Origin of the sequence: Alkalinema pantanalense CENA528 (assembly GCF_050753345.1) — a bacterium.
Lineage (GTDB): Bacteria > Cyanobacteriota > Cyanobacteriia > Leptolyngbyales > Leptolyngbyaceae > Alkalinema > Alkalinema pantanalense.
Genome location: NZ_JBLZFX010000005.1, coordinates 80,158 through 100,692 on the forward strand (window position 1 = coordinate 80,158; position 20,535 = coordinate 100,692).

Genomic DNA, 20,535 nt, shown 5'->3' on the forward strand with positions numbered 1-20,535 from the left:
AGGAAATCAGTCAATTTAATCAACATGTTGTGGTCTGTTGACTTACCTCATAGTTTAAACCGATCGAGCGGAGGACGTGGGAATTCTTTGTGATTCTTGATGTCTGACCCCAATCGCAGGAATTCCAGCCCTAAAGGTCCCTGGCTTTACAGTATTTTGATAGATAACACCAAAACTTGGATCCTTATTCAAGAAATTATTAGGTGCTAGCCCCCTCTACAAAGCTAAGCAAACGTCAATCTACAAACAATCTGAGGATCCCAGACTGGTGTTCAGCCCCGGTATATATTGAAAATCATCCTTGACATTTTTGGTAAGATTAACTATAACTAACAATAAGAGGGTTACTCCCACCCTAATCCATCAGCACAGAATCTTAGATGCAATCTTGAAGACAAGGATGTCGGAAAGGGTGATGTTATGCCAGTTTTAGAAATGCGATCGGAGGATAACAGCCTCCTGACTGATCTATATCAATTAACCATGGCGGCTTGCTACGTGGGGGAAGGGCTTGATCAGCGCACCGCCAGTTTTGAGTTGTTTGTGCGACGGTTGCCAGCGGGATTGGGTTACCTCATTGCCATGGGGTTAGAGGAAGCGCTGGCCTATCTGGAATCGTTGCATTTCACCCCCCAGCACATTGCAGCACTCCAGCAAACGGGGATTTTTGCCCATGCGCCCGATCGCTTTTGGCAGTTATTGGAAACCGCAAAATTTACCGGTGATATCTGGGCGGTGCCGGAGGGAACGGCGATTTTTGCCAACGAACCCATCCTGCGGGTGGAAGCGCCCCTGTGGCAAGCGCAACTGGTGGAAACCTATTTGCTGAATGTGATTAACTATCAAACGTTAGTTGCGACCCGATCGGCCCGGATGCGCGATGTGGCGGGCGCAGAAGCCCATTTATTAGAATTTGGGACTCGCCGTGCCTTCAGTCCTCAGGCTGCACTGTGGGCAGCCCGCGCCGCGATCGCCGCAGGATTTGACGCAACGTCGAATGTGCTTGCTGCCATCAAAATGGGACAGAAGCCCGTGGGAACCATGGCCCATGCTTTGGTCATGGCCTTAGGCGCGATCGAAGGCAGTGAGCAGGAAGCCTTTTCAGCGTTTCACCGTTATTTCCCCAGCGCTCCCCTTTTGATTGACACCTACGATGTCATTCATGCAGCAGAAGCATTGCGCGATCGTATTGCCAACCATGACATGAGCCTATCCGGGGTACGGATCGATTCCGGGGATTTAGCTCCGCTCTCCCAGCAGGTGCGACAACTTTTACCGACGGTCAATATCTTTGCCAGTGGGGATTTGGATGAATTTCGCATTGCGGAACTGAAGGCCGCAGGGGCTTGCATTGATGGCTATGGTATTGGCACGCAATTGGTCACGGGGGCTCCGGTGAATGGGGTGTATAAACTCGTGGACATCGACGGCATTCCTGTGATGAAAGAATCCGCAGGCAAGCTGACCTATCCGGGGCGTAAACAAATTTTCCGTTCCTACGCGGATGGAATCCTTCACCACGATCGCCTGGGTTTAATCACGGAGGCACCGCAGGCTGACGAAACCCAACTGTTACAGCCGGTGATGAAACAGGGTGAACGGCTGCAACCGATCAAATCACTGGCGGACATTGCCGCAACCACCGCCCGATCGATGGCCACCTTGCCTTCAGTAGTGCGACAAATTACCCAGCCCACCCCTGTTACCCCCCAACTGTCAGAAGACTTACAGCAGTTACTGACCCAAACGAAAAATCGCCTCCATTCAGCGCCTGTAGGAATGCATTAACCCATGAAAATTGCTCTTTTTGGGACGAGTGCCGATCCGCCGACCTTGGGCCATCTGACGATTTTGCAGTGGTTGGTGCAACGGTTTGACCACGTGGCGGTCTGGGCTTCGGATAATCCGTTTAAAGCCGATCAGGTACCGCTGCCCCACCGCACTCGGATGATGCAACTATTAGTGCAGGAATTGCACCTACCGGAAACAAAAGTGCGGGTCTATCCGGAGTTGAGTTATCCCAGAACCCTATTTACCCTAGCCAAGGCGCAGGAATACTGGCCAGAGGGAGAATTTACCCTGACGATCGGGGCAGACATTGTGCCGCAAATTCCCACCTGGTACCAAGCCCAACAACTGCTCTCGCAGGTGCATCTCGTGGTCATTCCCCGACCCGGGTATGTGTTAGATCCGCAGGCGATCGATCGACTCAGGCAACTGGGAACCACGATCGAAATTGCTGACCTGGCAACCCCAGATGTCTCATCCACGGCTTACCGTACACAACTGCATGCCTCCAGCGTTCCTCCCAGTATCCAATCCTATATCCACCAGGAGCAACTCTACGAATGGCCGGACGAAACTCAAAAGCCCCTAGCACTTCGGCAACCAGCGACCAACTAGCTAGTGAGCCATTAGTCAGTGAACCATTAGCGAGCGAGCCATTAGCCAGTGAGCCATCCATCAGTCATAAAGCAACCGCTCGGGTGCAACGGGCGGGGCGATCGTCCGGTCGCTGGACATCCCGCAAAGGCGAACCCCTCGCTGATTTTCGAGTGGGGGTGGATAATGTCATTTTTTCCGTGGACACAAATTTGCATCGGTTATTGGTCTTACTGGTAATGCGCCAAGATCAACCCTTCGCAGGCCATTGGAGCTTACCGGGAACCCTCGTCCGGGAAGGCGAATCGCTGGAAAAGGCCGCCTATCGCATTCTGGCGGAAAAAATTCGGGTTCAAAATCTCTATTTAGAACAACTCTATACCTTCGGGGGACCGCACCGTGATCCGCGCGAAGCCGAAGAAAGTTACGGGGTGCGGTATTTATCGGTGAGTTATTTCGCATTGGTGCGCTATGCCGAGGCAGAACTGATTGCCGATGGCGTCAGTGGTATTGCTTGGTATCCCGTAGATCAGTTGCCTCCCTTAGCGTTTGATCACCATCGTATTGTGGAATATGGACACTGTCGCTTAAAGAATAAATTAGAATATAGCCCCGTGGCCTTTGATGTATTGCCAGAACTGTTTACATTAGGCGATCTCTATCAACTCTATACCACGGTACTAGGGGAAAACTTTTCCGACTATTCCAATTTCCGATCGCGGTTACTCAAGCTCGGCTTCCTATCGGATACGGGAATCAAAACTTCCCGAGGAGCCGGACGCCCCGCCAGTTTGTACCGCTTCGATAGTGAAGCTTTTGCACCGTTTAAAGATAAGCCTTTAATCTTTATTTAGCAAGAATCAGTCTTTCACAAGAATCAGTAGATCCCAACGTGGGTTGAGATCCCCCCTCCCCCCCCTTAATAAAGGGGGAACCGGAAAAAATACATTTAATTTTCTCTCATTTCCCGGAGCATTATGAAAATCGCGATCGCTCAACTCAACCCGACCATTGGAGATTTGCCCAACAACGCCCAAGCGATCGTGCAAGCGGCCCAGCAGGCAGCGGCCCAAGGCGCACGGCTGCTCCTGACCCCGGAACTGTCCCTCTGCGGCTATCCGCCACGGGATCTATTACTCAATCCCAGTTTCATTGCTGAGTTATCGGACATGTTGCAAACGATCGCGCAACAACTGCCCCAGGGCTTAGTCGCCTTAATCGGTACCGTGGAAGTTAATCCCCAAGCCGCCCACCAAGGTGGAAAACCTCTGTTCAATTCTGTAGCCTTGATTGAAAACAGTCAGGTTAAACAAGTCTTCCATAAGCGTTTGTTGCCAACCTATGATGTGTTTGACGAGGATCGTTATTTTGCACCGGGCAATCAACCCAACCATTTTTATTTAGATGGCCTTCACATTGGTCTAACCGTTTGCGAAGACCTGTGGAATGACGAAGAATTCTGGGGCAAGCGAAACTATGCAGATAACCCGATCGCGGATTTAGCGGAACTGCAAGTGGCGTTTACGGTGAATTTGTCGGCTTCCCCCTATAGCATTGGCAAGCAACGGATTCGGGAACGGATGCTGCAACATACCGCCCAACGGTTTAATCAGCCGATCGTCTATGCCAATCAAGTGGGTGCAAATGATGACTTGATTTTTGACGGGGGCAGCTTTGCGGTGAATCGGGATGGCAGTCTGGTCAGCCGTGCCCAGTGCTTTGCGACCGATTTGTTGCTGCTGGAATACGATGTTGCTACTCACAACCTAGTTTCCCAAGTCCCTGCTAGTCCCACGGCGTTACCCACCTCAACGGATGCAGAAATTTGGTTGGCGTTGGTACTGGGGGTGCGGGACTATGCCCGGAAATGTGGCTTTACCCAGGCAGTGTTGGGCTTGAGTGGGGGAATTGATTCGGCGTTAGTTGCCGCGATCGCGGCGGCGGCCTTGGGGGCAGACAATGTGCTGGGCATTCTGATGCCGTCGCCCTACAGTTCCGATCACTCCATTACCGATGCCCTGGATCTCGCCCATAACCTAGGGATCAAAACCCAGACAATTCCCATTGGGGCTGCGATGGAAGCCTTCGATCGATCGCTGGCGGACATCTTTGCCGGAACGGAGTTTGGAGTCGCAGAGGAAAATATTCAATCGCGCATTCGGGGCACTTTGCTGATGGGTGTAGCGAATAAGTTTGGCTACCTGTTGATTTCTACGGGGAATAAGTCGGAAATGGCCGTGGGCTACTGTACCCTCTACGGTGATATGAATGGGGGGTTGGCCGCGATCGCGGATGTTCCTAAAACACGGGTGTATTCCCTATGCGAATGGTTAAATCAGCAGGTACAGCAAGGTCAAGTGCACAACTTAGCGATCACTCACTTACCGACTACGATCGGTACAGAAATCATTCCCACCCACATCCTGACGAAACCACCCAGCGCAGAACTAAAGCCGGGACAGGTCGATCAGGATTCCCTACCGCCCTACGATGTGCTGGACGACATTTTAGCGAGATTGGTGGAGAACCATGAATCCGCTGAACAAATTATTGCCGCAGGCTTCGATCGGGCAGTCGTTCAGAAAATTGCCCGTTTGGTTAAAATCGCTGAATTCAAACGCCGACAGGCCGCACCGGGACTGAAGATTACAGATCGGGCCTTCGGTACCGGCTGGCGGATGCCGATCGCCCAACGCTGGCTCCCGACAGGTCAAGTAGTGTCCCCTGCTAAATAAAACCAGAGATCGGTGCAACTGCGATCGTGCCTATCACCCGCCATCATAGCGAGAATGCCTAACGGCTCTCCATCATGGCCTTGAGATGGCGCAGCCGAGCTTGGCTTAAGCGACTAGGGCAGGATTGGCTGCGCGGTGATTGGCGGAAAGCCTGGGCTTCAAATTGGCAGTATTCCGCTTGATAGCGATTCCAAATTTGCTGCACCGGATCTTGCTTCAGTTCTGTGATGAGTGACTGAATTTGATCGACGTCCGGGCTGTCAGAAACGGGAGTGAGCCCTTGGAGATCAGCAATGCGATCGTTGGTCACGGTTGCCAAACAGCGGTGATACAGCATGGGTGCCATGGAAGCCCCGGTAAAGGGTTCAATCATGGCGTCACAATGCCGCTGACGGTAGCGCCGCCAATCGTTTTCAGCGATCGTAAACATGGGTCGATATCGCTGCGGGAGAGCGCTCACTTCATCTTGATAAAGCTGGGTTTGCAGAAAATCCGTGGTTTTTGACCAATAGACAGCACAGCGATTTAACGAGATTTGGCCATCATCTGGACAAGTGATCGCCGGAATTCCAATGGTTAAAGAGGTGGTTGAAGGGGTATGTGCGTGTGCGGGTTGAGCAAAAGCCACCCCACTAAAAATGACGGTAATCCCTGAGATAAACCCGAAAAAGGCGCGATCGTAATTCACCATATTTTTCCCCATCTTGACTGGCTGTAAACCAATGCCACTGATCTATTACCACCTGGTAGGTATAGAGGTCTTGCCCAAAACCCTGGCTCCCCACCAGCCAACGTTAAACGACATCACGGCCCCTGCACCGAATCCGCTTCCCCCATCAACATAAAAGCTGCCCAATCACGGGGATCGGGATACTTCTCCTTCGTTTGCAGCATCGCTTGCCGCAGAGCTTGGGCCTTATCGGGCGTCTGGGCCAAATTGCGATAAAACGCCGTCATCAGATAGGCCGTTGCTGTATCCGGCACCTGCCACAAAGACACCACCACACTCGGCACCCCCGCCGCAAACAGCGATCGCGACAGCCCAATCACCCCATCCCCCGTAATTTGTCCCCGCCCCGTATCGCAGGCACTCAAAACCACCAACTCCGCTGACAGCTTCAGATCCATAATTTCCCGCGCCGTCAGAAATCCATCATCCTGACCGTCCGGAGCCAGCGCGATCGCCCCCGGCATCCCCACCCCATGGATATCATCCAGCAGGCCGTGGGTCGCGAGGTGCACCGTTTTTGCCTGGGAAATCCGTTGCAGCACGGCGGCTTTAGTCGCGGCAGCCCCCAGCAACGGCTGCGTATTAAACAATGCCGCAATCTCCTTGGCTTCCTGCTCCGTACCCGGTAAACTTTCCAAGATTTCCGGTTCGGCACCATCCATCGCAGGAAGCTGCGGCATCGTCGGATTCCCCACAATCAGCGCCGCTTGATTTTGCTGAGGTAACGGAGGATTCGCCGTCGATTTGCCCCGTTGCTGCGCCTGCCCAATCAACTCCAATACTTGAATCGAAGGAGCTGTTACTAACGTATGCTTTTCAATTAAATACTTGCCCTGGGCATCCTGCAACACCGCAAAGGGCACGAGAAAGAGCGATCCTTGAGGTACAAAAATCACCCGATCGCTCGACTGTTTCGGCAACAGATCAGCGATTGGATCAATCAACAGTTGATGCAACGTAGTTAACGGCGGCGGCGTATCGGACTCGGTTGTACGAGAATCCGCTACCCGCACCACACTCACTTTGCCCCGCACGCCCACCTGTTCCCGACTCAGGCTCACTAATTGAGGCAGCGATTTCTGCAACATTTCACCGATCGCCACTCGCCGCAGAGTAATTTTACCCGTCGGCTGAATCACCCAAATCAACAGTTCCGCATCCGCTCCCTGGCCTTGGGTCGTAATATCGTAGCCACCATCAAGAATGGAATATTCCACGATCGTGGCATTTTGTTGGCGGGCAATCTGACGAATGGTTTGCAGGTTAATCGGAGGTTCTACTAATGCCGGATTCGGAGCAGACTCTAAGCGCTGCGCCACCAAATCTGCAAAGGCACGGGCGCGGCTCCACTCCGCCACTTCCAACGCCGCTTCCGGTTGATTCCGCGCCACCAAAACCCGTTGCAAATAGCGATAACTATCGGCAGTAATTTCCATATCCCCGATCGCCACTTTCAACCTATCCCGTTGCCCCAACTGTTGCCGTTGAGTTTCGCGCACCGTAATGGCCGATCGTAGAAATTGTTCGGCCTCAGCTAATTTTCCCGATTCAAAATGGACAAATCCTAAGTTGAATAAAGCATAGCTTTCTAAATCTCGATCGCCCGTTCTTTTAGCAATCCCTAAGCTTTGTTGATAGTAAGCAATGGCTTGCATCCTTTGCCGTTGGTTGCGATGCACACTGCCCAAATTCGCCAATACTCGTCCCTGCCGAGGCAGATCCCCCAGATCCTGCGCAATGACCGCACTTTGTTCAAAGGCCGCGATCGCTTCTTTAAATTTATTGGCATTGCGATAGGCCCCACCCAAGTTGGCAAGCATACTGGCCTCGCCCGCCCGATCGCCCAATTTGCGAATTAACACTAGACTCCGCTGTTGATATTCAATACCTCGCTGCCATTCCTTGCGAGCTGAGTGAATCAGTCCCAACCCACTCAAAACCGCCGATTCTCCCCGCTCATCTTTAATCTGTTGGGCCAGGGGCAACGCCTTTTGATAGGTGGCAATCGCCCGATCGTAATCGCCGATCGTGTAATAAACCAGGCCAAGACTACTCAGCGCCTGAACGGTTTGAAAGCGAGCTTGGGGAAATTGGGCTTGCCGAGCTTCGGCCTGCTGCAAGCTTTGTTGGTGATATTCGATCGCTTTGGCATAGTTGCCTTGGGTGGTATACGAACTGCCTAAACCATTCAACGCACTAAATTCACTCTCCCGATCGCCCCACTGTTTTGCCTGGATCAAAATATCTTGATAGGTTGCGATCGCCGCATCCAACTTGCCTTGGAGGGAATACGTGCCACTGATATGAAACAGAAAATGTACCCTCTTACTCCAATCCTGCTGGGGCTGGATGAGGCGTAACCCTTCTTGATAAGCCGCGATCGCCCGATCGAAATTCCCTTGAATGGTTTGCCCCTGCCCCCAATAAAACAACGCCATGGATAACCCTGGGGCATTTTGAATCTGGCGATAGATCGCCACACTCTCGGTCAAGGCTTGCATTGACTGCGACGGTTGCCCCAACGATCGATAGAGAATCCCCAAACTGGTGAGAATGCGTCCTTCCATTTCCTGATTGCCCCGCTGCCGAGCCTGCTCTAATGCCCCTTGGCAAAAATTCAATGCAGCTTCTAATTTTTTGGCTTGCCACTGCTGCCGACAACGATCCCAAGCTGAGCTCCCAGATTCCACGGACACATTGGAAAAGGAGGCAGTGGCAAGGGAGGCAGTGGCAAGGGAGGAAAAATTGGGAGCCTGGGGACGAGCGATCGGCTTCCCGATCGGAGATCGGGAAATCGAGACGGGATTGACGGTAGAAATCGGGGATGGCGCGATCGATGGATATCCTAGTAAGGCTAAGAGAGAAAGAACCATGATTGTTATCTAGGCATTAGTTGGAAGACGGGGATAATTCCAGCATTCCCCCAAAGCCTGAAAAATCCGTAATCCTTCTTATATCGCTGATTTATCACCAAGACAGTATTTTGTGGTCTCCGTGCTCTACCATTGCACAAACATACTGTTTTATGTAGATAAGGTGAAGCGAAGATAATTCATTTAGTAGTGCTATCTAAATAGAATGACCTATTGACAGCCAAGCCGACGGCAATTTCCTCAGTAGTTTTTCAGATGTCCTAGGGATCATTAGAATCCTGTGGCCAAAATGTTGACGTTTAAGTTTCCGTAAATATCACAATCACTGAGAAGGGAGCTTTAAATGAACTTTCTACAATCTGAGTAGCAGTCTGAATAGAAAAGGAATTCTACGGGTTCAAAATCTGAGGTGCTTAAAAGAGAACCTTCTCGCAGAGACCATTCAGCAGAAGCTTTCTAGCAAATGTGCAAAGGCTACCTCAAATGGGTAATCTGTATGCAAGCTGCCCAAAACGATTGGGTAGTGACTTTGCCTTTCGATTTGTACTCCTGTAATCCCAAAATTAATTAACGTTATTAATTGACCTTACTTAGTCGATCGAAAGATTCGCTTTTCCTCCTTGGATTGGAATGAGGCTCTTTCAATCGATCTGCCCTCAGACAACTTCTCTGTAGTTAGAGTTCCTATGGTTGATCAGGCCAAAGATCTGCGAGAGCCACATCATGTTAAGTAATACATTGAGTCAAACAAGAATGGAAGCGACAATTGATGTTTTAAAAGATCAAGTTTTCTACCTCCAAGATGAACTTCAAGCCAAGGAGACACTGCTGAATCTTTGCCTAGATAGTTTGCCCGAGGCAGTTCAATTTATGTCTCTCCAGGACGGTCAAATTCTCTATGTCAATCAGACTTGGCAAGAACAACTAGGATATAGCTTGCTGGAAGCGCAGCAACTTTTTTGGCATGATCTGATAGTGCCCAATGCAGACTCAGAAAACAGCGATCGCGCTTTAGATCTCTTCTGCCAGAAATTCGGCCATCTGGAAGAATCTATAGAAATTTGGCTACAAACTAAGTATCTGACACCGATTAAAATGCGGGCAGAAATGCACCGCCATATCCTTAATCAAAGTACTGGCCAAGGCTCTATTTTGCTGTTGAAACTCAGGCCAGTCAACGAAATGACTCCCCAACCTGAACCCCGATCGGCGAAATTCAGCCACCCATCCATTTTCTCTCAGTTTACCCATCCAGGGAGCATAGAGCGCCCATACACAACTCAAGTGTGTTACTCCGATCCAGCCTTCAGCGAACTGTGTACCTACTTTGTTACCCGTGCATCCCACGAGCTTCGTACACCCCTCGCAGTGATTGCCTCTTCAGCTAGCATTCTGAGCAATTTTGGCGATCAAATTGATGCTAGTAAGAAGAATCATCACTTGCAATGTATTCAAACTTATGTGCAACACACAACTCAAATTTTAGATGAAATCCTATTACTCTATAAAGTTGATACAGGATACTTAGAATTTCGGCCAATCACCTGTGACTGCCTAGAGTTGATTCAAGGGATGGTGGGAGAACTCCAAGTCCAGTCGCCCGATCGCTTAATCGAAATGTCAGCAGTGATGCACTCGTCCCAAGGATCTGAGCCTCAAGCGGTTAACCCCCTTCATCCACGATCGTCTGGATGTAATTCTTTGATCGATCGCACCCTCTTCCGTCAGATCATGACCAATCTCTTGTCCAACGCCAGTAAATATTCCCACCCAGAAAGTGTAATCAAAATTACAGTCACCCTAGGGGAAACCAACCTTCGCATTGCCATTGAAGATCAAGGGATGGGAATTGTACCCGAAGATTTACCTCAGATCTGCCAGTTGTTTCATCGGGGACAAAATGTGGGTACTATTCCAGGAACAGGACTGGGGCTATGTATTGTCGAGAAATGTGTTGCTTTGCATGGTGGACAGTTGGAAGTTGAAAGTCGGCTCAATCAAGGCAGCATTTTTACGGTCACTCTACCGCGTTGAAATCAATCCTGAGTCCAGCAACCCTGCATGATGGATTCCTTTTGACTAACGCATACATTTTGACTAACGCACACATTGAGAAAGGCACGTATTTTTACAGATCAATTTGCTGTAAAAAATAATTCGCAAAGGATGGCTAGATAGTTTTGGCGATGTTGAAAGCAACAATTGCTAGCCATCATGAAATGGGAGGTCAACCATGGTGGGAAAAATTCTAGTCATTGAAGATGAAGGGGCCATTCGGGCCAATATTGAAGAAATTTTGATGCTGTCTAACTATGATCCGATCGTGGCTCCCGATGGGCTGCGGGGACTTCAGTTAGCGGAACAAACGCAACCGGATTTAATTTTGTGTGATGTCATGATGCCCGAACTCGATGGGCATGGGGTATTGCAATCTCTAAGACAGAAAGATGCGACGGCTGGCATTCCTTTTATTTTTCTGACAGCCAAAGCCGATCGACGGGATTTGCGTCAAGGCATGGAAGCAGGGGCAGATGACTATCTCACCAAACCCTTTACGGCGGATGAATTGCTCCGAGCCGTTTCCACCCAACTGACCAAACAAGCCATTTCCGAAGACCAAACCCAATCCCGCATTGGTCAATTTCGGGATGCCATCAAGCAAGCCCTGCCCCACGAACTGAATACACCGCTGAATGGAATTCTCTGCTCCACCGATCTGCTGCTGAACGATCGAGATGAGTTAGAAGAATTTGAGATTGTCGAATTGCTAGAGTTTATTCGCACTTCCGCAAAACGACTCCATCACTTGACCCAAAATGCACTCCTCTACCTGGATCTAGAGCTGCAAAGCCGCATCGGAACACTACCCATCGGAAAGGCTTCGGAAGCTTGTAGGGTAGATGAAATTGTTCAATACAGCGCCCAAGAGGTGGCTCGTCGTTGGAATCGTACCCCAGATCTTCACATTGCTCTGCAAGAATGTGAAGTTGGTATCTCAGTTCAATACATGGAAAAAATTGCCATTGAATTGATCGACAATGCATTTAAGTTTTCAGAGCAGAATACGCCTGTGCAGGTGATCGGCTACGTCAAGAACGATCAATATTACCTGGAAGTCATTGATCAGGGGCGAGGAATGAATACTCAGCAGGTCAAAGCTTTGGGTGCCTATGTGCAATTTGAGCGATCAACCTATGAACAACAGGGAATTGGGTTGGGGTTAATCATTGCTAAGCGTCTAATTGAATGGTTTGGTGGCCAGCTCACCCTCACTAGCCAATTGGGTCTGGGAACCCATCTCACTTTGCATCTTCCGCCCTCGGGGCCAGTACCCACGATCGCGTCATAACACGATCGTCAATCCTCCCATCATTCCAGAGGAATGTACCTCCTAAATTCTGCCAAGGCTGGCGTTTGCCAAAACTGCATTCTGTTAGGAGGATCTCTTCTGCCAGCACCCATTCTCTCAAAGGCAACTTACCGTAGGATTTTGATGACAATGAGGGATTTGTTGAAATGATGGTGAATGCTGGAATGAATAAGACTGGCTACTCTGTGCTGATTCACTTGCCGAACAATCGCTAATTTTATGCCTTTTGATCCGCCCACGTCGATCCTCTTGATTGAGGCAGCTAACCCGTTGAGAGACCGTTATCTCGACTGGTTGAATCACGATCGGCGGCATCAGTTTCAAGTCACGACAGGGCTCTCCCTAGAAACAGGACTCACTTTTTGTCGAGAGCAACGTCCTCAGCTAGTCGTAATTGACTTAGGCGAAGCTTGGGACACCAATATAATTCTCTCTGCGCAACAAACCTTGCAAGCCTTGGGCATCCCTTGCCTCTGGATTGGCCCAGATGATTGCAATCCAAGACAGCTAGGTTGGAACGAGTCGCCAGAATGCAGTTATCTCTCCTATGGGATCCTCCAACCAGAACTATTCTCCTTAACCCTTCACTGTTTGTTGACCCTTGCTCAAGCTAGCGTCAATCCGTCATTCCCAAAACCTACACACAATGGATCCCTTACTCTAGCTCCCCAAGGAGCTTCTGCGATCGCTGGCCCATTCTCCCAGCAACGCTATGCCCAACTGGCGCAGATCTCCCCAGTGGGTGTTTTTTGGCTGAGTTCGACGGGCACCTATGAAGCAACCAACGATCGCTACGGTCAAATTACAGGATGCTTATTGTCTGAGATTCTCCATACGGACTGGCTCACCACCGTGTACGAAGAGGATCGGGGACAGGTCGCAACGCTATGGCAATATGCAGTCAGTACCTGTAGTGAATTTGTTGCCGAATATCGATTTCAGCATCCCGATGGTGTGCTGCGCTGGGTCTATGGGCAGATTTTCCCGTTGGATCAGCCTAATCAGCCGGCAGGCTACGTGGGTACTATCACGGATATCACCGATCGCAAACAGGCCGAAGCCGGGATTGCGATCAACGAAACCGCTTTCCTCAGTCGTCCGAACGATCCCAACAGAATTTTCCTAGCCCATACGATCGCTGGACAGATCACTTACTGTTCCCCTCAGTTTTACACCCTGATTGGAGCCACGCCAGGGAATGTAAGCGATCACCGCCTCAGTCAGTTCATCCATCCAGAGGATTGGCAAGACTATATACATTTACAGCAGTCTGAGCTATTGACACTGGCCTATGAGCCGATCGGACTTGAATTACGGTGGCGGCAACCCACCGGCCATTGGGGGCGATTCAGCGCTCAAGTTTCACCCATTCGCAACAGTTCTGGCAAGGTTTTGGGGTTTCAGATGGTTGCCCACCCCATGAGTCAATGCCCAAGCATCACCGATAAACGGAACCAATTTGAAGTGGCCCTCCGGAACTTAGTAGAAGGCACAGCTTCTGCCACGGGCGATCGATTTTTGCGAATTCTTGTCCATCAAATCACCCAAGTGTTGGGGGTTCGTCAGGCGGCGATCGGCACCCTTGAGGGTGACTGGGTGTCTACCTTGGTAGTATGGTCCGATCATCAAATTTCTCCCAATCTTCGCTATCCCGTTGCCGGAACACCCTGTGCGCAGGTTTTTCGCCACGGTGTTTACCATTGCGCGGAGAATGTCCAATCGCTCTTTCCCCAGGACAAAAATTTAGTTGCCCTAGAAGCCGAAAGCTATTTAGGCGTAGCCATGCAGGATGGAGAAGGAACCACCTTCGGGCATTTATTTATTATTGATAATTTGCCCATGCCCGATCGGGAGCATTTTGAAAGAATTTTGAAAATTTTGGCCGCTCGGGCTGCCTCTGAACTGGAACGCCAGCGGGTGACTTCTGCGCTCCATGAACTGAATGCCAAATTAGAACAGCGGGTGCAGCAACGCACCCATGAATTGACGCTGACCAATGAAAAGTTAATTGCAGAAATTCAGCAGCACCAACGCACAGAAGCCCAACTCAATCTGCAAATTGAGCGATTAAATTGGCTCTACCACTTAGTCCTAGATCTCAATCAGGCGGAAACCTTAGAAGAGATTTATACGATCGCCCTCAATGGCATTTGTCAAACGTTGCAGGTCTTTTCTGCCGCAATTTTAATTCCCGACGATCGGGGTATTCCCCGCTATCAAGCATCAGTCGGACTTAGTCAAAACTATCAAACAGCCGTAGAAAATCATTTTGAAAGCTCACAAACCGGATTGAATGATCAAGTCGTCATCCTGTCTGATTTTAGTGATGCAGCTGGCATTCCCTTTTTAACGCATTTACGCGCCGTAGAGGCAATTCAGGCTGCTGCTTCCTTCCCACTGTGCTATCAAAATCAGAACCTAGGGAAAGTGATTGTCTATTATGATGCACCCCATGTGTTTTCCGAAGAGGAAATTAAGCTAGCAAAAACTGTTACGACCTACATTGCGATTGCGATGACCCGTAAGCAGGGTGAAAATGCATTGCAAGCCTCCAAGGAGCAGCTCCAAGCTGTTCTCAATGCAGTCCCTGAGACAATTTCCTGGGTGGATGTGAATCAAACCTATTTAGGTGTAAATCGCAAAGTTGCTGAACAGTTCCAACTCCAACCAGAGGACTTTACAGGACGTCCAGTTGGATTTAGGCAGGAAGAAAGTCAATTTGTTCAATTCGTGAGAGATTTCTTCGCATCGAAGCAGCAATCTGCTAGCCGAGAAATTACCTATGCAGTTGATTCAGAATCCTTTACCTATTTAACGATCGCGCAAAAATACAATCGAGAACAAAATGCGGTCTTTATTCAGATCGATATCAGCGAGCGGAAACGGGCCGAGGATAAACTGCAAATCATTAATGATTGTCTTGCTGATGCCAACCTGGAATTAGCCCGAGTGACTCGCCTTAAGGACGAATTTTTGGCCAATATGAGCCATGAATTGCGAACGCCCCTTAATGCCATTCTTGGGCTGTCGGAAGGGTTGTTAGATCAGGTTTATGGGGATCTCAATGCAAAACAGTTAAAGTCGATCGGCACGATCGAACGGAGTGGTCGGCATCTGCTCGAACTGATTAATGACATTCTAGATCTAGCAAAAATTGAGTCTGGCAAACTTGAATTACACATGGCAATGGTTGATATTCGCCATTTGTGTGAGTCTAGTTTGAGTTTTATTCGGCAACTCGCTACTAAAAAATCTCTGAACATCCATTTACAGGTTCCTGACGAGGGCATCTATATTCAAGTGGATGATCTGCGCATGCGTCAATCTCTGATTAACTTGTTGAGTAATGCGGTGAAGTTCACACCGGAGCAAGGTCAGATTTCATTGATTGTGGAGTTGGATGAAACGAATCAAAAAATCTATTTCCATGTCATTGACACCGGAATTGGTATTGCAGAAGAAAATCTCAGCAAACTCTTTCAATCCTTTGTCCAAATTGATAGCAGTCTCAATCGTCAATATGAAGGTACCGGTTTAGGACTAGCATTGGTCAAACGGATTGTACAGTTACATAATGGGACGATCGACGTAACAAGTGAGATTGGTAAAGGAAGCCAGTTCACGATTAGGCTACCCTGGCAACTCAAAACCAAGCCTTGGCTCAAGCCCCAATCCCCCACCCTAATTGAAACCCCGGTTTATGAACCGGATGAACAGTTGAAGCCAAACCTGCCAGCTCCCTTAATTTTGCTGGCTGAAGATAACGAAGCCAATCGGGAAATGCTCTCGGATTATTTAATTGAACAAGGCTATCGATTAAAAATGGCTAAAGACGGTGCAGAAGCCATTTACATGAGTCAAACGCTAAAACCCCAACTCATTATTATGGATATTCAAATGCCGGGGACAGATGGCTTGATGGCAATTCAGAGTATCCGATCTCACCAAGAGACCCAAACCATTCCCATCATTGCTCTAACTGCGCTTGTCATGCAGGGCGATCGGGAGCGATGTTTAGCCACCGGAGCCAATCAATATATGACAAAACCAGTATCGTTAAAACAGTTAACTCTTACCATCCATGAGTTACTGAAACTACCTCCCCTCGCTTGTGCAGTTAGTACCCCATAGAACACTAAAACTTGATCGTAACAATACGGTAACCATTATATGAAAGCCACTGCTCCTTATCTATTAGTGATTGACGATGAGCCAGACAACTTCGATGTTGTTGAAATTCTTTTGTTTAAAGAGGGCTACCACCTGGAATATATGAATAGTGGCCCCGCTGCCTTAGCCTTCCTAGAAAATCACGTTCCCGATGTGATTCTTCTCGATGTCATGATGCCCGAGATGGATGGATTGGAAGTATGCCGTCGGCTCAAAGCGAGTCCCCAATGGCAACATATTCCCGTAATTATGGTGACTGCACTGAACTCAAAGCAGGATCTCGCCAGTTGCTTAGAAGCAGGAGCAGATGATTTTGTCGGCAAGCCGGTCAATGGGATCGAATTGCGGGCTAGGGTACGATCGATGTTGCGAATTAAGCAGCAATATGACGAGTTACAGCATTTATTGGCCTTAAAAGAAGATTCCTTACAACTGCGGGAAGACATGTCCAACATGATTGTGCACGACTTGCGTAATCCTCTGTCAACGATCGTCTTAGCATGCGACATTTTGGAAATGGCAGGTGTACAAGACAAACAGGCCAAGAAAGTCGAACAGATTCGTGGGGCAACCCGTCAATTGGAATGTCTCGTGGATAGTTTATTATTAATGGCCAAACTAGAATCGGGACGACTCGTTCTCAATCCTAGCGACCTTGATGTAGAACATCTCTGCCAGCAAGTCGCCTCAGAATTCGAAGAAATTGCCACCCAAAAAGGAGTCAAAGTAATTATCAATCATCCACCCCACAAAAAACTAGTCTGCCTTGATCCGCTGTTAATTCAACGAGTTTTAGATAATTTAGTATCTAATGCAATCAAGTTTTCTCCCTACGATAGTCAAGTTACGATCGACGTTAATTATCCCGAGGAAGTCCAAGTTCAAATTCACGTTAAAGACACCGGTCGGGGAGTGAGTGAAGAGTTAAAGGAACGTCTATTTCAAAAATATGAAGTCGGCGAAGGGTTCCAAGGCGTGAAGCAAACAGGTTTGGGGTTAGCCTTTTGCAAAATGGCGATCGAAGCCCATGGAGGACGGATTTCCTTGGATGCCAACGAGCCTAAGGGCTCCATCTTTACGGTTGCTATTTAGCATTACCGTTCCGCGTTCCCCTTCAGCACTGCCGTTTAGTTAGGATGAAATTAGGATGAAGTAATTTCTCGGGTTTGTAAAGGGTTCATCTAGTTTTCCACCTTTGACAGTCACACTAACAGCATAGGATTCAAGTCACGCCCATGCTGTTACAAAAAAACTTCTATCAAGCAGGTTTAGTTGCAATTGTTGCGATCGCTACAATCCTTACAGGCGGAGTTGTTTTTGCATTGAAGGTGCCCAGTGAAGCCAGTGACTCGCAAGGCTGTGGGAACAGTCAAGTGTTTCGTGTCAGTGATCAACAGTGTTACTCACTTCAGGGAGAGTAGTTTCTATCAATAAAATATAGGAATTTACTAGTTTCTGAAATGAATATGGTGCCCATAATGTAGTTACAATTCGTGTTGATAAATAGTATGAGAATTCTAATTATTGAAGATAATCAAGATCTGGCCACACAATTTGTGGATGCCCTATCTGAACAGCACTATCTCATCGATACCGCCCAGGATGGCTTGATAGGGTGGGAAATGCTACAAGCTGTGGAATATGACTTGATTATCCTTGATGTCATGCTACCTCGACTGGATGGAATTACATTGTGTCGTAAGTTGCGCGAAGAGGGTCAGTTAATTCCCGTGCTCATGCTCACAGCTCGCGGCACGAGCCACGATCAGATTATTGGCTTGGACTCTGGGGCTGATGATTACTTAGTCAAACCCGTGCGGCTCGCAGAATTAAATGCCCGCGTTCGTGCCTTATTACGCCGTGGACAGCAGCTTCCCATGTCGTCTGTCCTAGAAATCGGTAAATTACGTCTCGACCCCTGTGCCTGTGAGGTTTCCTATGAGGGTAAACCTTTGGCCATGCGTCCTAAAGAATTAGCGTTATTAGAATTATTTCTCCGTCATCCTCAGCGGTTGTTTAGTCGAGGGGCAATAATTAATCAACTCTGGTCATTTGAGCATGAACTGCCTGAAGAAAATACTGTGAAATCTCACATTAAGGGATTACGCCAAAAATTGAAAACCGTTGGGATGGAAGATCTCATCGAAACTGTGTACGGTCTGGGGTATCGATTGAACACAGCCTTTGCTACGATCGCACCTCAGGACTCTTCTCTTCCATTAGAGCCAGCAACACCTGTAGCAGAATCCGAAGTCATTCCTGAAGCCATCAGTTTATTGATTGTAGAAGAACAACGGGCGATCGCCGAACAAATTGCGCAACAGGTGGAATTGCAAGGTTGGAAACCCTACATCACAGCCAACCCAACGGAAGCAAAACCTGTTTTGGACTGGTTAGCACCCAAGGCAGTCGTCATTAGTACCAATTTCTTAAATTCCGGTGAGGAAACGCTGCCCTTTGTCTTTCACTTGTTAGAACACCACAAAGACCTAGCTATTTTTATTTACAACAATCAAACCATTCTCGACCGTTGGCAGTTAATGGCCTGTACACCCATGTTGCCAGAAGGGGAATGCCTAAAAGCCCTGACCCAGGGCTTAATAGCTCAATCCTAAATAGGAATGAGTTCATGACTGGCTGGACTCTAGTTGCATCAACCGTTTCCCAATCAATCCAATCAATCCAATCAATCCTGATCGATTGGGAAATAGACTCTGAGTCATCACGCTTAATCTTGCTCCATGGCAACTTGTCTACAGCAAGACTCACCCAATGCTGAAAATTGTCCTTCCAAGGACGGAGTTAACTGACTTGACTGGGTTAGCTTACTTCACTTGGGTGGAATCTACATCCACAGTTGTTTGCTGATCGTCGGTCACAGCTTCTTCTGTACTCAAACGTCGATCGCGGAATTCCTGGAGCGCTGCCGTCAATTCAGTCACCAATAACGTAATCAATAATCCATCATCAATCCAACCCACGATCGGAAACAGATCCGTCCATAAATTCGGGGGACTGATTAAATACGCGATCGATGCCACCACAATCAACCAGCGGTATTTAGAATTACGAACGAGTTGGCGATAAACATCAGCTAACACTTGGGTCGGAAGTTTCATAATTAAGAGTCAGAGATAGGATTTGGCATACTTTTGACCGATATACCCTGGATGATCGTGATGATCGGCATATTTGAACGGATCAATAGATTGCAAATGAATGCTTCAAAGCTAGTCTAAAACCCCATTCTGTGGCTATCTATCTACTATTAACAGCCCCAAAAGGAGGATTGCCCTCCATAGTGTCAGATTTTTGTCAAAACGGACGATAACCTTGGTTTTGGATCAACCTTGGCTCTAGATTACAAATGCCTTTCTTAATGTCTGCCATGATTGTTGAGGAACTCGCCAAGCTTATCAATGAGTGGCTAGGAGACTACGAAATGGTTTGCGCTGCTGGTTGCGCTGCTGGTTTGTGGGTTGATGTGCACCTTCACGCTTCACAGATCCTGCCAGATATTTTTCAGACTTCTACAACGACGACTTCACCAACGCTCCACCAACGCTCCATTAATACCCCATCAATGACCTATCGATCCTCTCCATTGTTTCAGCCAATGTATGCCGTTATAGATTTCGATATATATCACAAAGTGTCACTTTTGTTCAAGATGACACATTTTTTCATAAAAACCATGGATATAGTAGAAATTAACTGGATCCTTGATTTTTAATGGTGAGAAAAGCACTATGGGACTCACAAAGCAGGTAGAAATTCGCACGCTAGATTCAATAAAAGGCGGAATGGCTGAGTTTTATACCCCTCAGTCTAGTCATGAAACGATGTTAGTGAGTGTGGCAGCAGGCGCGATCGACGATTTGTTTGTCCATCGCTCTCAAACCGATCAACTTTTAGTAGTACGGGGCAGTTTTGTTCTCGTGGTTCTACAAAATCGTCGCTATCAATACATTCCCCTCAGCGAAACCCACCCAGTTGTTGTCACTATTCCCCCAGGTGTGCCCCATGGCGCAATTAATCCAAGCCAGGAACCTTGCGTCTTAGTCAATGCAGTGTTACGTCATAGTGCTCCCTACGATCGAGACTATGTCCCTCTACGACGCCCCTTTCCCTACGACTTAAACGTAGCCCATCGCCAGCTAGAAGACCTACGATGCAGAAAAATTGCCTAGGATACAGCAAACAACAAGGCATCCAGTGTAGGATCGAATAGATTGAGGGTCTAACGGATTGACGATCTAATGAATCGAGCCTAAT

Annotated in this window: 14 protein-coding genes; 11 read left to right on the top strand and 3 right to left on the bottom strand. The window is 48.4% G+C overall.

Annotated features, from left to right (window positions below; translation table 11 throughout):
* Positions 1-420: 420 nt before the first annotated feature.
* The 4 genes from ACN4EG_RS03125 to ACN4EG_RS03140 all read left to right on the top strand — a co-directional run bounded on the left by ACN4EG_RS03125 (position 421) and on the right by ACN4EG_RS03140 (position 5,117).
* A complete protein-coding gene (locus ACN4EG_RS03125; RefSeq protein WP_431627709.1) occupies positions 421-1,788 on the top strand; it encodes a nicotinate phosphoribosyltransferase in 1,368 nt (455 codons plus the stop codon).
* 3 nt (positions 1,789-1,791) lie between these two features.
* A complete protein-coding gene (locus ACN4EG_RS03130; RefSeq protein ID WP_431627710.1) occupies positions 1,792-2,403 on the top strand; it encodes a nicotinate-nucleotide adenylyltransferase in 612 nt (203 codons plus the stop codon).
* Entirely contained in the window at positions 2,349-3,236 is an 888-nt protein-coding gene (locus tag ACN4EG_RS03135) for an NUDIX hydrolase (RefSeq protein WP_431627711.1), read from the top strand. The genes ACN4EG_RS03130 and ACN4EG_RS03135 overlap by 55 nt, the downstream gene beginning before the upstream one ends.
* 123 nt (positions 3,237-3,359) lie before the next feature.
* The gene (locus ACN4EG_RS03140) at positions 3,360-5,117 is read left to right on the top strand and encodes an NAD+ synthase (RefSeq protein ID WP_431627712.1); all 1,758 of its coding nucleotides are present in this window, start codon (positions 3,360-3,362) and stop codon (positions 5,115-5,117) included.
* A gap of 58 nt (positions 5,118-5,175) precedes the next feature.
* Here ACN4EG_RS03140 and ACN4EG_RS03145 read toward each other — a convergent pair whose 3' ends face one another.
* Positions 5,176-5,808: a lysozyme inhibitor LprI family protein gene (locus ACN4EG_RS03145; protein ID WP_431627713.1), complete on the bottom strand. Its 633-nt coding sequence runs from the start codon at positions 5,806-5,808 to the stop codon at positions 5,176-5,178.
* Between the two features lie 113 nt (positions 5,809-5,921).
* On the bottom strand, positions 5,922-8,720 hold the full coding sequence (locus ACN4EG_RS03150) for a CHAT domain-containing protein (RefSeq protein ID WP_431627714.1): 2,799 nt from the start codon (positions 8,718-8,720) through the stop codon (positions 5,922-5,924).
* Between the two features lie 753 nt (positions 8,721-9,473).
* Between ACN4EG_RS03150 and ACN4EG_RS03155 the strand changes: the two genes are divergently transcribed.
* The 5 genes from ACN4EG_RS03155 to ACN4EG_RS03175 all read left to right on the top strand — a co-directional run bounded on the left by ACN4EG_RS03155 (position 9,474) and on the right by ACN4EG_RS03175 (position 18,875).
* A complete protein-coding gene (locus tag ACN4EG_RS03155) occupies positions 9,474-10,754 on the top strand; it encodes a sensor histidine kinase (protein WP_431627716.1) in 1,281 nt (426 codons plus the stop codon).
* A gap of 199 nt (positions 10,755-10,953) precedes the next feature.
* Positions 10,954-12,069, top strand: coding sequence for a hybrid sensor histidine kinase/response regulator (locus ACN4EG_RS03160; protein ID WP_431627717.1), 1,116 nt, complete (start codon positions 10,954-10,956; stop codon positions 12,067-12,069).
* Between the two features lie 240 nt (positions 12,070-12,309).
* On the top strand, positions 12,310-16,221 hold the full coding sequence (locus ACN4EG_RS03165) for an ATP-binding protein (protein WP_431627718.1): 3,912 nt from the start codon (positions 12,310-12,312) through the stop codon (positions 16,219-16,221).
* A 39-nt stretch (positions 16,222-16,260) separates the two neighbouring features.
* Positions 16,261-17,352, top strand: coding sequence for a hybrid sensor histidine kinase/response regulator (locus ACN4EG_RS03170; protein WP_431627719.1), 1,092 nt, complete (start codon positions 16,261-16,263; stop codon positions 17,350-17,352).
* Positions 17,353-17,768: 416 nt separating this feature from the next.
* Positions 17,769-18,875, top strand: a complete 1,107-nt coding sequence (locus tag ACN4EG_RS03175) for a response regulator transcription factor (protein WP_431627720.1) — start codon at positions 17,769-17,771, stop codon at positions 18,873-18,875.
* Between the two features lie 210 nt (positions 18,876-19,085).
* Here the strand turns inward: ACN4EG_RS03175 and ACN4EG_RS03180 are convergent, their stop codons facing one another.
* Positions 19,086-19,379 (bottom strand): YkvA family protein, encoded by a 294-nt coding sequence (locus tag ACN4EG_RS03180; protein ID WP_431627721.1) that lies wholly within the window; start codon positions 19,377-19,379, stop codon positions 19,086-19,088.
* A 269-nt stretch (positions 19,380-19,648) separates the two neighbouring features.
* Between ACN4EG_RS03180 and ACN4EG_RS03185 the strand changes: the two genes are divergently transcribed.
* Positions 19,649-19,993, top strand: a complete 345-nt coding sequence (locus ACN4EG_RS03185; protein ID WP_431627723.1) for a hypothetical protein — start codon at positions 19,649-19,651, stop codon at positions 19,991-19,993.
* Positions 19,994-20,009: 16 nt separating this feature from the next.
* Complete coding sequence (locus ACN4EG_RS03190) at positions 20,010-20,450, top strand: cupin domain-containing protein (protein WP_431627725.1); 441 nt, start codon at positions 20,010-20,012, stop codon at positions 20,448-20,450.
* Positions 20,451-20,535 lie beyond the last annotated feature (85 nt).

Excerpts from the sequence above, each read along its gene's own strand:
- ACN4EG_RS03125 (WP_431627709.1), top strand. The coding sequence starts at position 421 with ATGCCAGTTTTAGAAATGCGATCGGAGGATAACAGCCTCCTGACTGAT.
- ACN4EG_RS03130 (WP_431627710.1), top strand. The coding sequence starts at position 1,792 with ATGAAAATTGCTCTTTTTGGGACGAGTGCCGATCCGCCGACCTTGGGC.
- ACN4EG_RS03135 (WP_431627711.1), top strand. The coding sequence starts at position 2,349 with ATGGCCGGACGAAACTCAAAAGCCCCTAGCACTTCGGCAACCAGCGAC.
- ACN4EG_RS03140 (WP_431627712.1), top strand. The coding sequence starts at position 3,360 with ATGAAAATCGCGATCGCTCAACTCAACCCGACCATTGGAGATTTGCCC.
- ACN4EG_RS03145 (WP_431627713.1), bottom strand. The coding sequence starts at position 5,808 with ATGGTGAATTACGATCGCGCCTTTTTCGGGTTTATCTCAGGGATTACC.
- ACN4EG_RS03150 (WP_431627714.1), bottom strand. The coding sequence starts at position 8,720 with ATGGTTCTTTCTCTCTTAGCCTTACTAGGATATCCATCGATCGCGCCA.
- ACN4EG_RS03155 (WP_431627716.1), top strand. The coding sequence starts at position 9,474 with ATGGAAGCGACAATTGATGTTTTAAAAGATCAAGTTTTCTACCTCCAA.
- ACN4EG_RS03160 (WP_431627717.1), top strand. The coding sequence starts at position 10,954 with ATGGTGGGAAAAATTCTAGTCATTGAAGATGAAGGGGCCATTCGGGCC.
- ACN4EG_RS03165 (WP_431627718.1), top strand. The coding sequence starts at position 12,310 with ATGCCTTTTGATCCGCCCACGTCGATCCTCTTGATTGAGGCAGCTAAC.
- ACN4EG_RS03170 (WP_431627719.1), top strand. The coding sequence starts at position 16,261 with ATGAAAGCCACTGCTCCTTATCTATTAGTGATTGACGATGAGCCAGAC.
- ACN4EG_RS03175 (WP_431627720.1), top strand. The coding sequence starts at position 17,769 with ATGAGAATTCTAATTATTGAAGATAATCAAGATCTGGCCACACAATTT.
- ACN4EG_RS03180 (WP_431627721.1), bottom strand. The coding sequence starts at position 19,379 with ATGAAACTTCCGACCCAAGTGTTAGCTGATGTTTATCGCCAACTCGTT.
- ACN4EG_RS03185 (WP_431627723.1), top strand. The coding sequence starts at position 19,649 with ATGATTGTTGAGGAACTCGCCAAGCTTATCAATGAGTGGCTAGGAGAC.
- ACN4EG_RS03190 (WP_431627725.1), top strand. The coding sequence starts at position 20,010 with ATGGGACTCACAAAGCAGGTAGAAATTCGCACGCTAGATTCAATAAAA.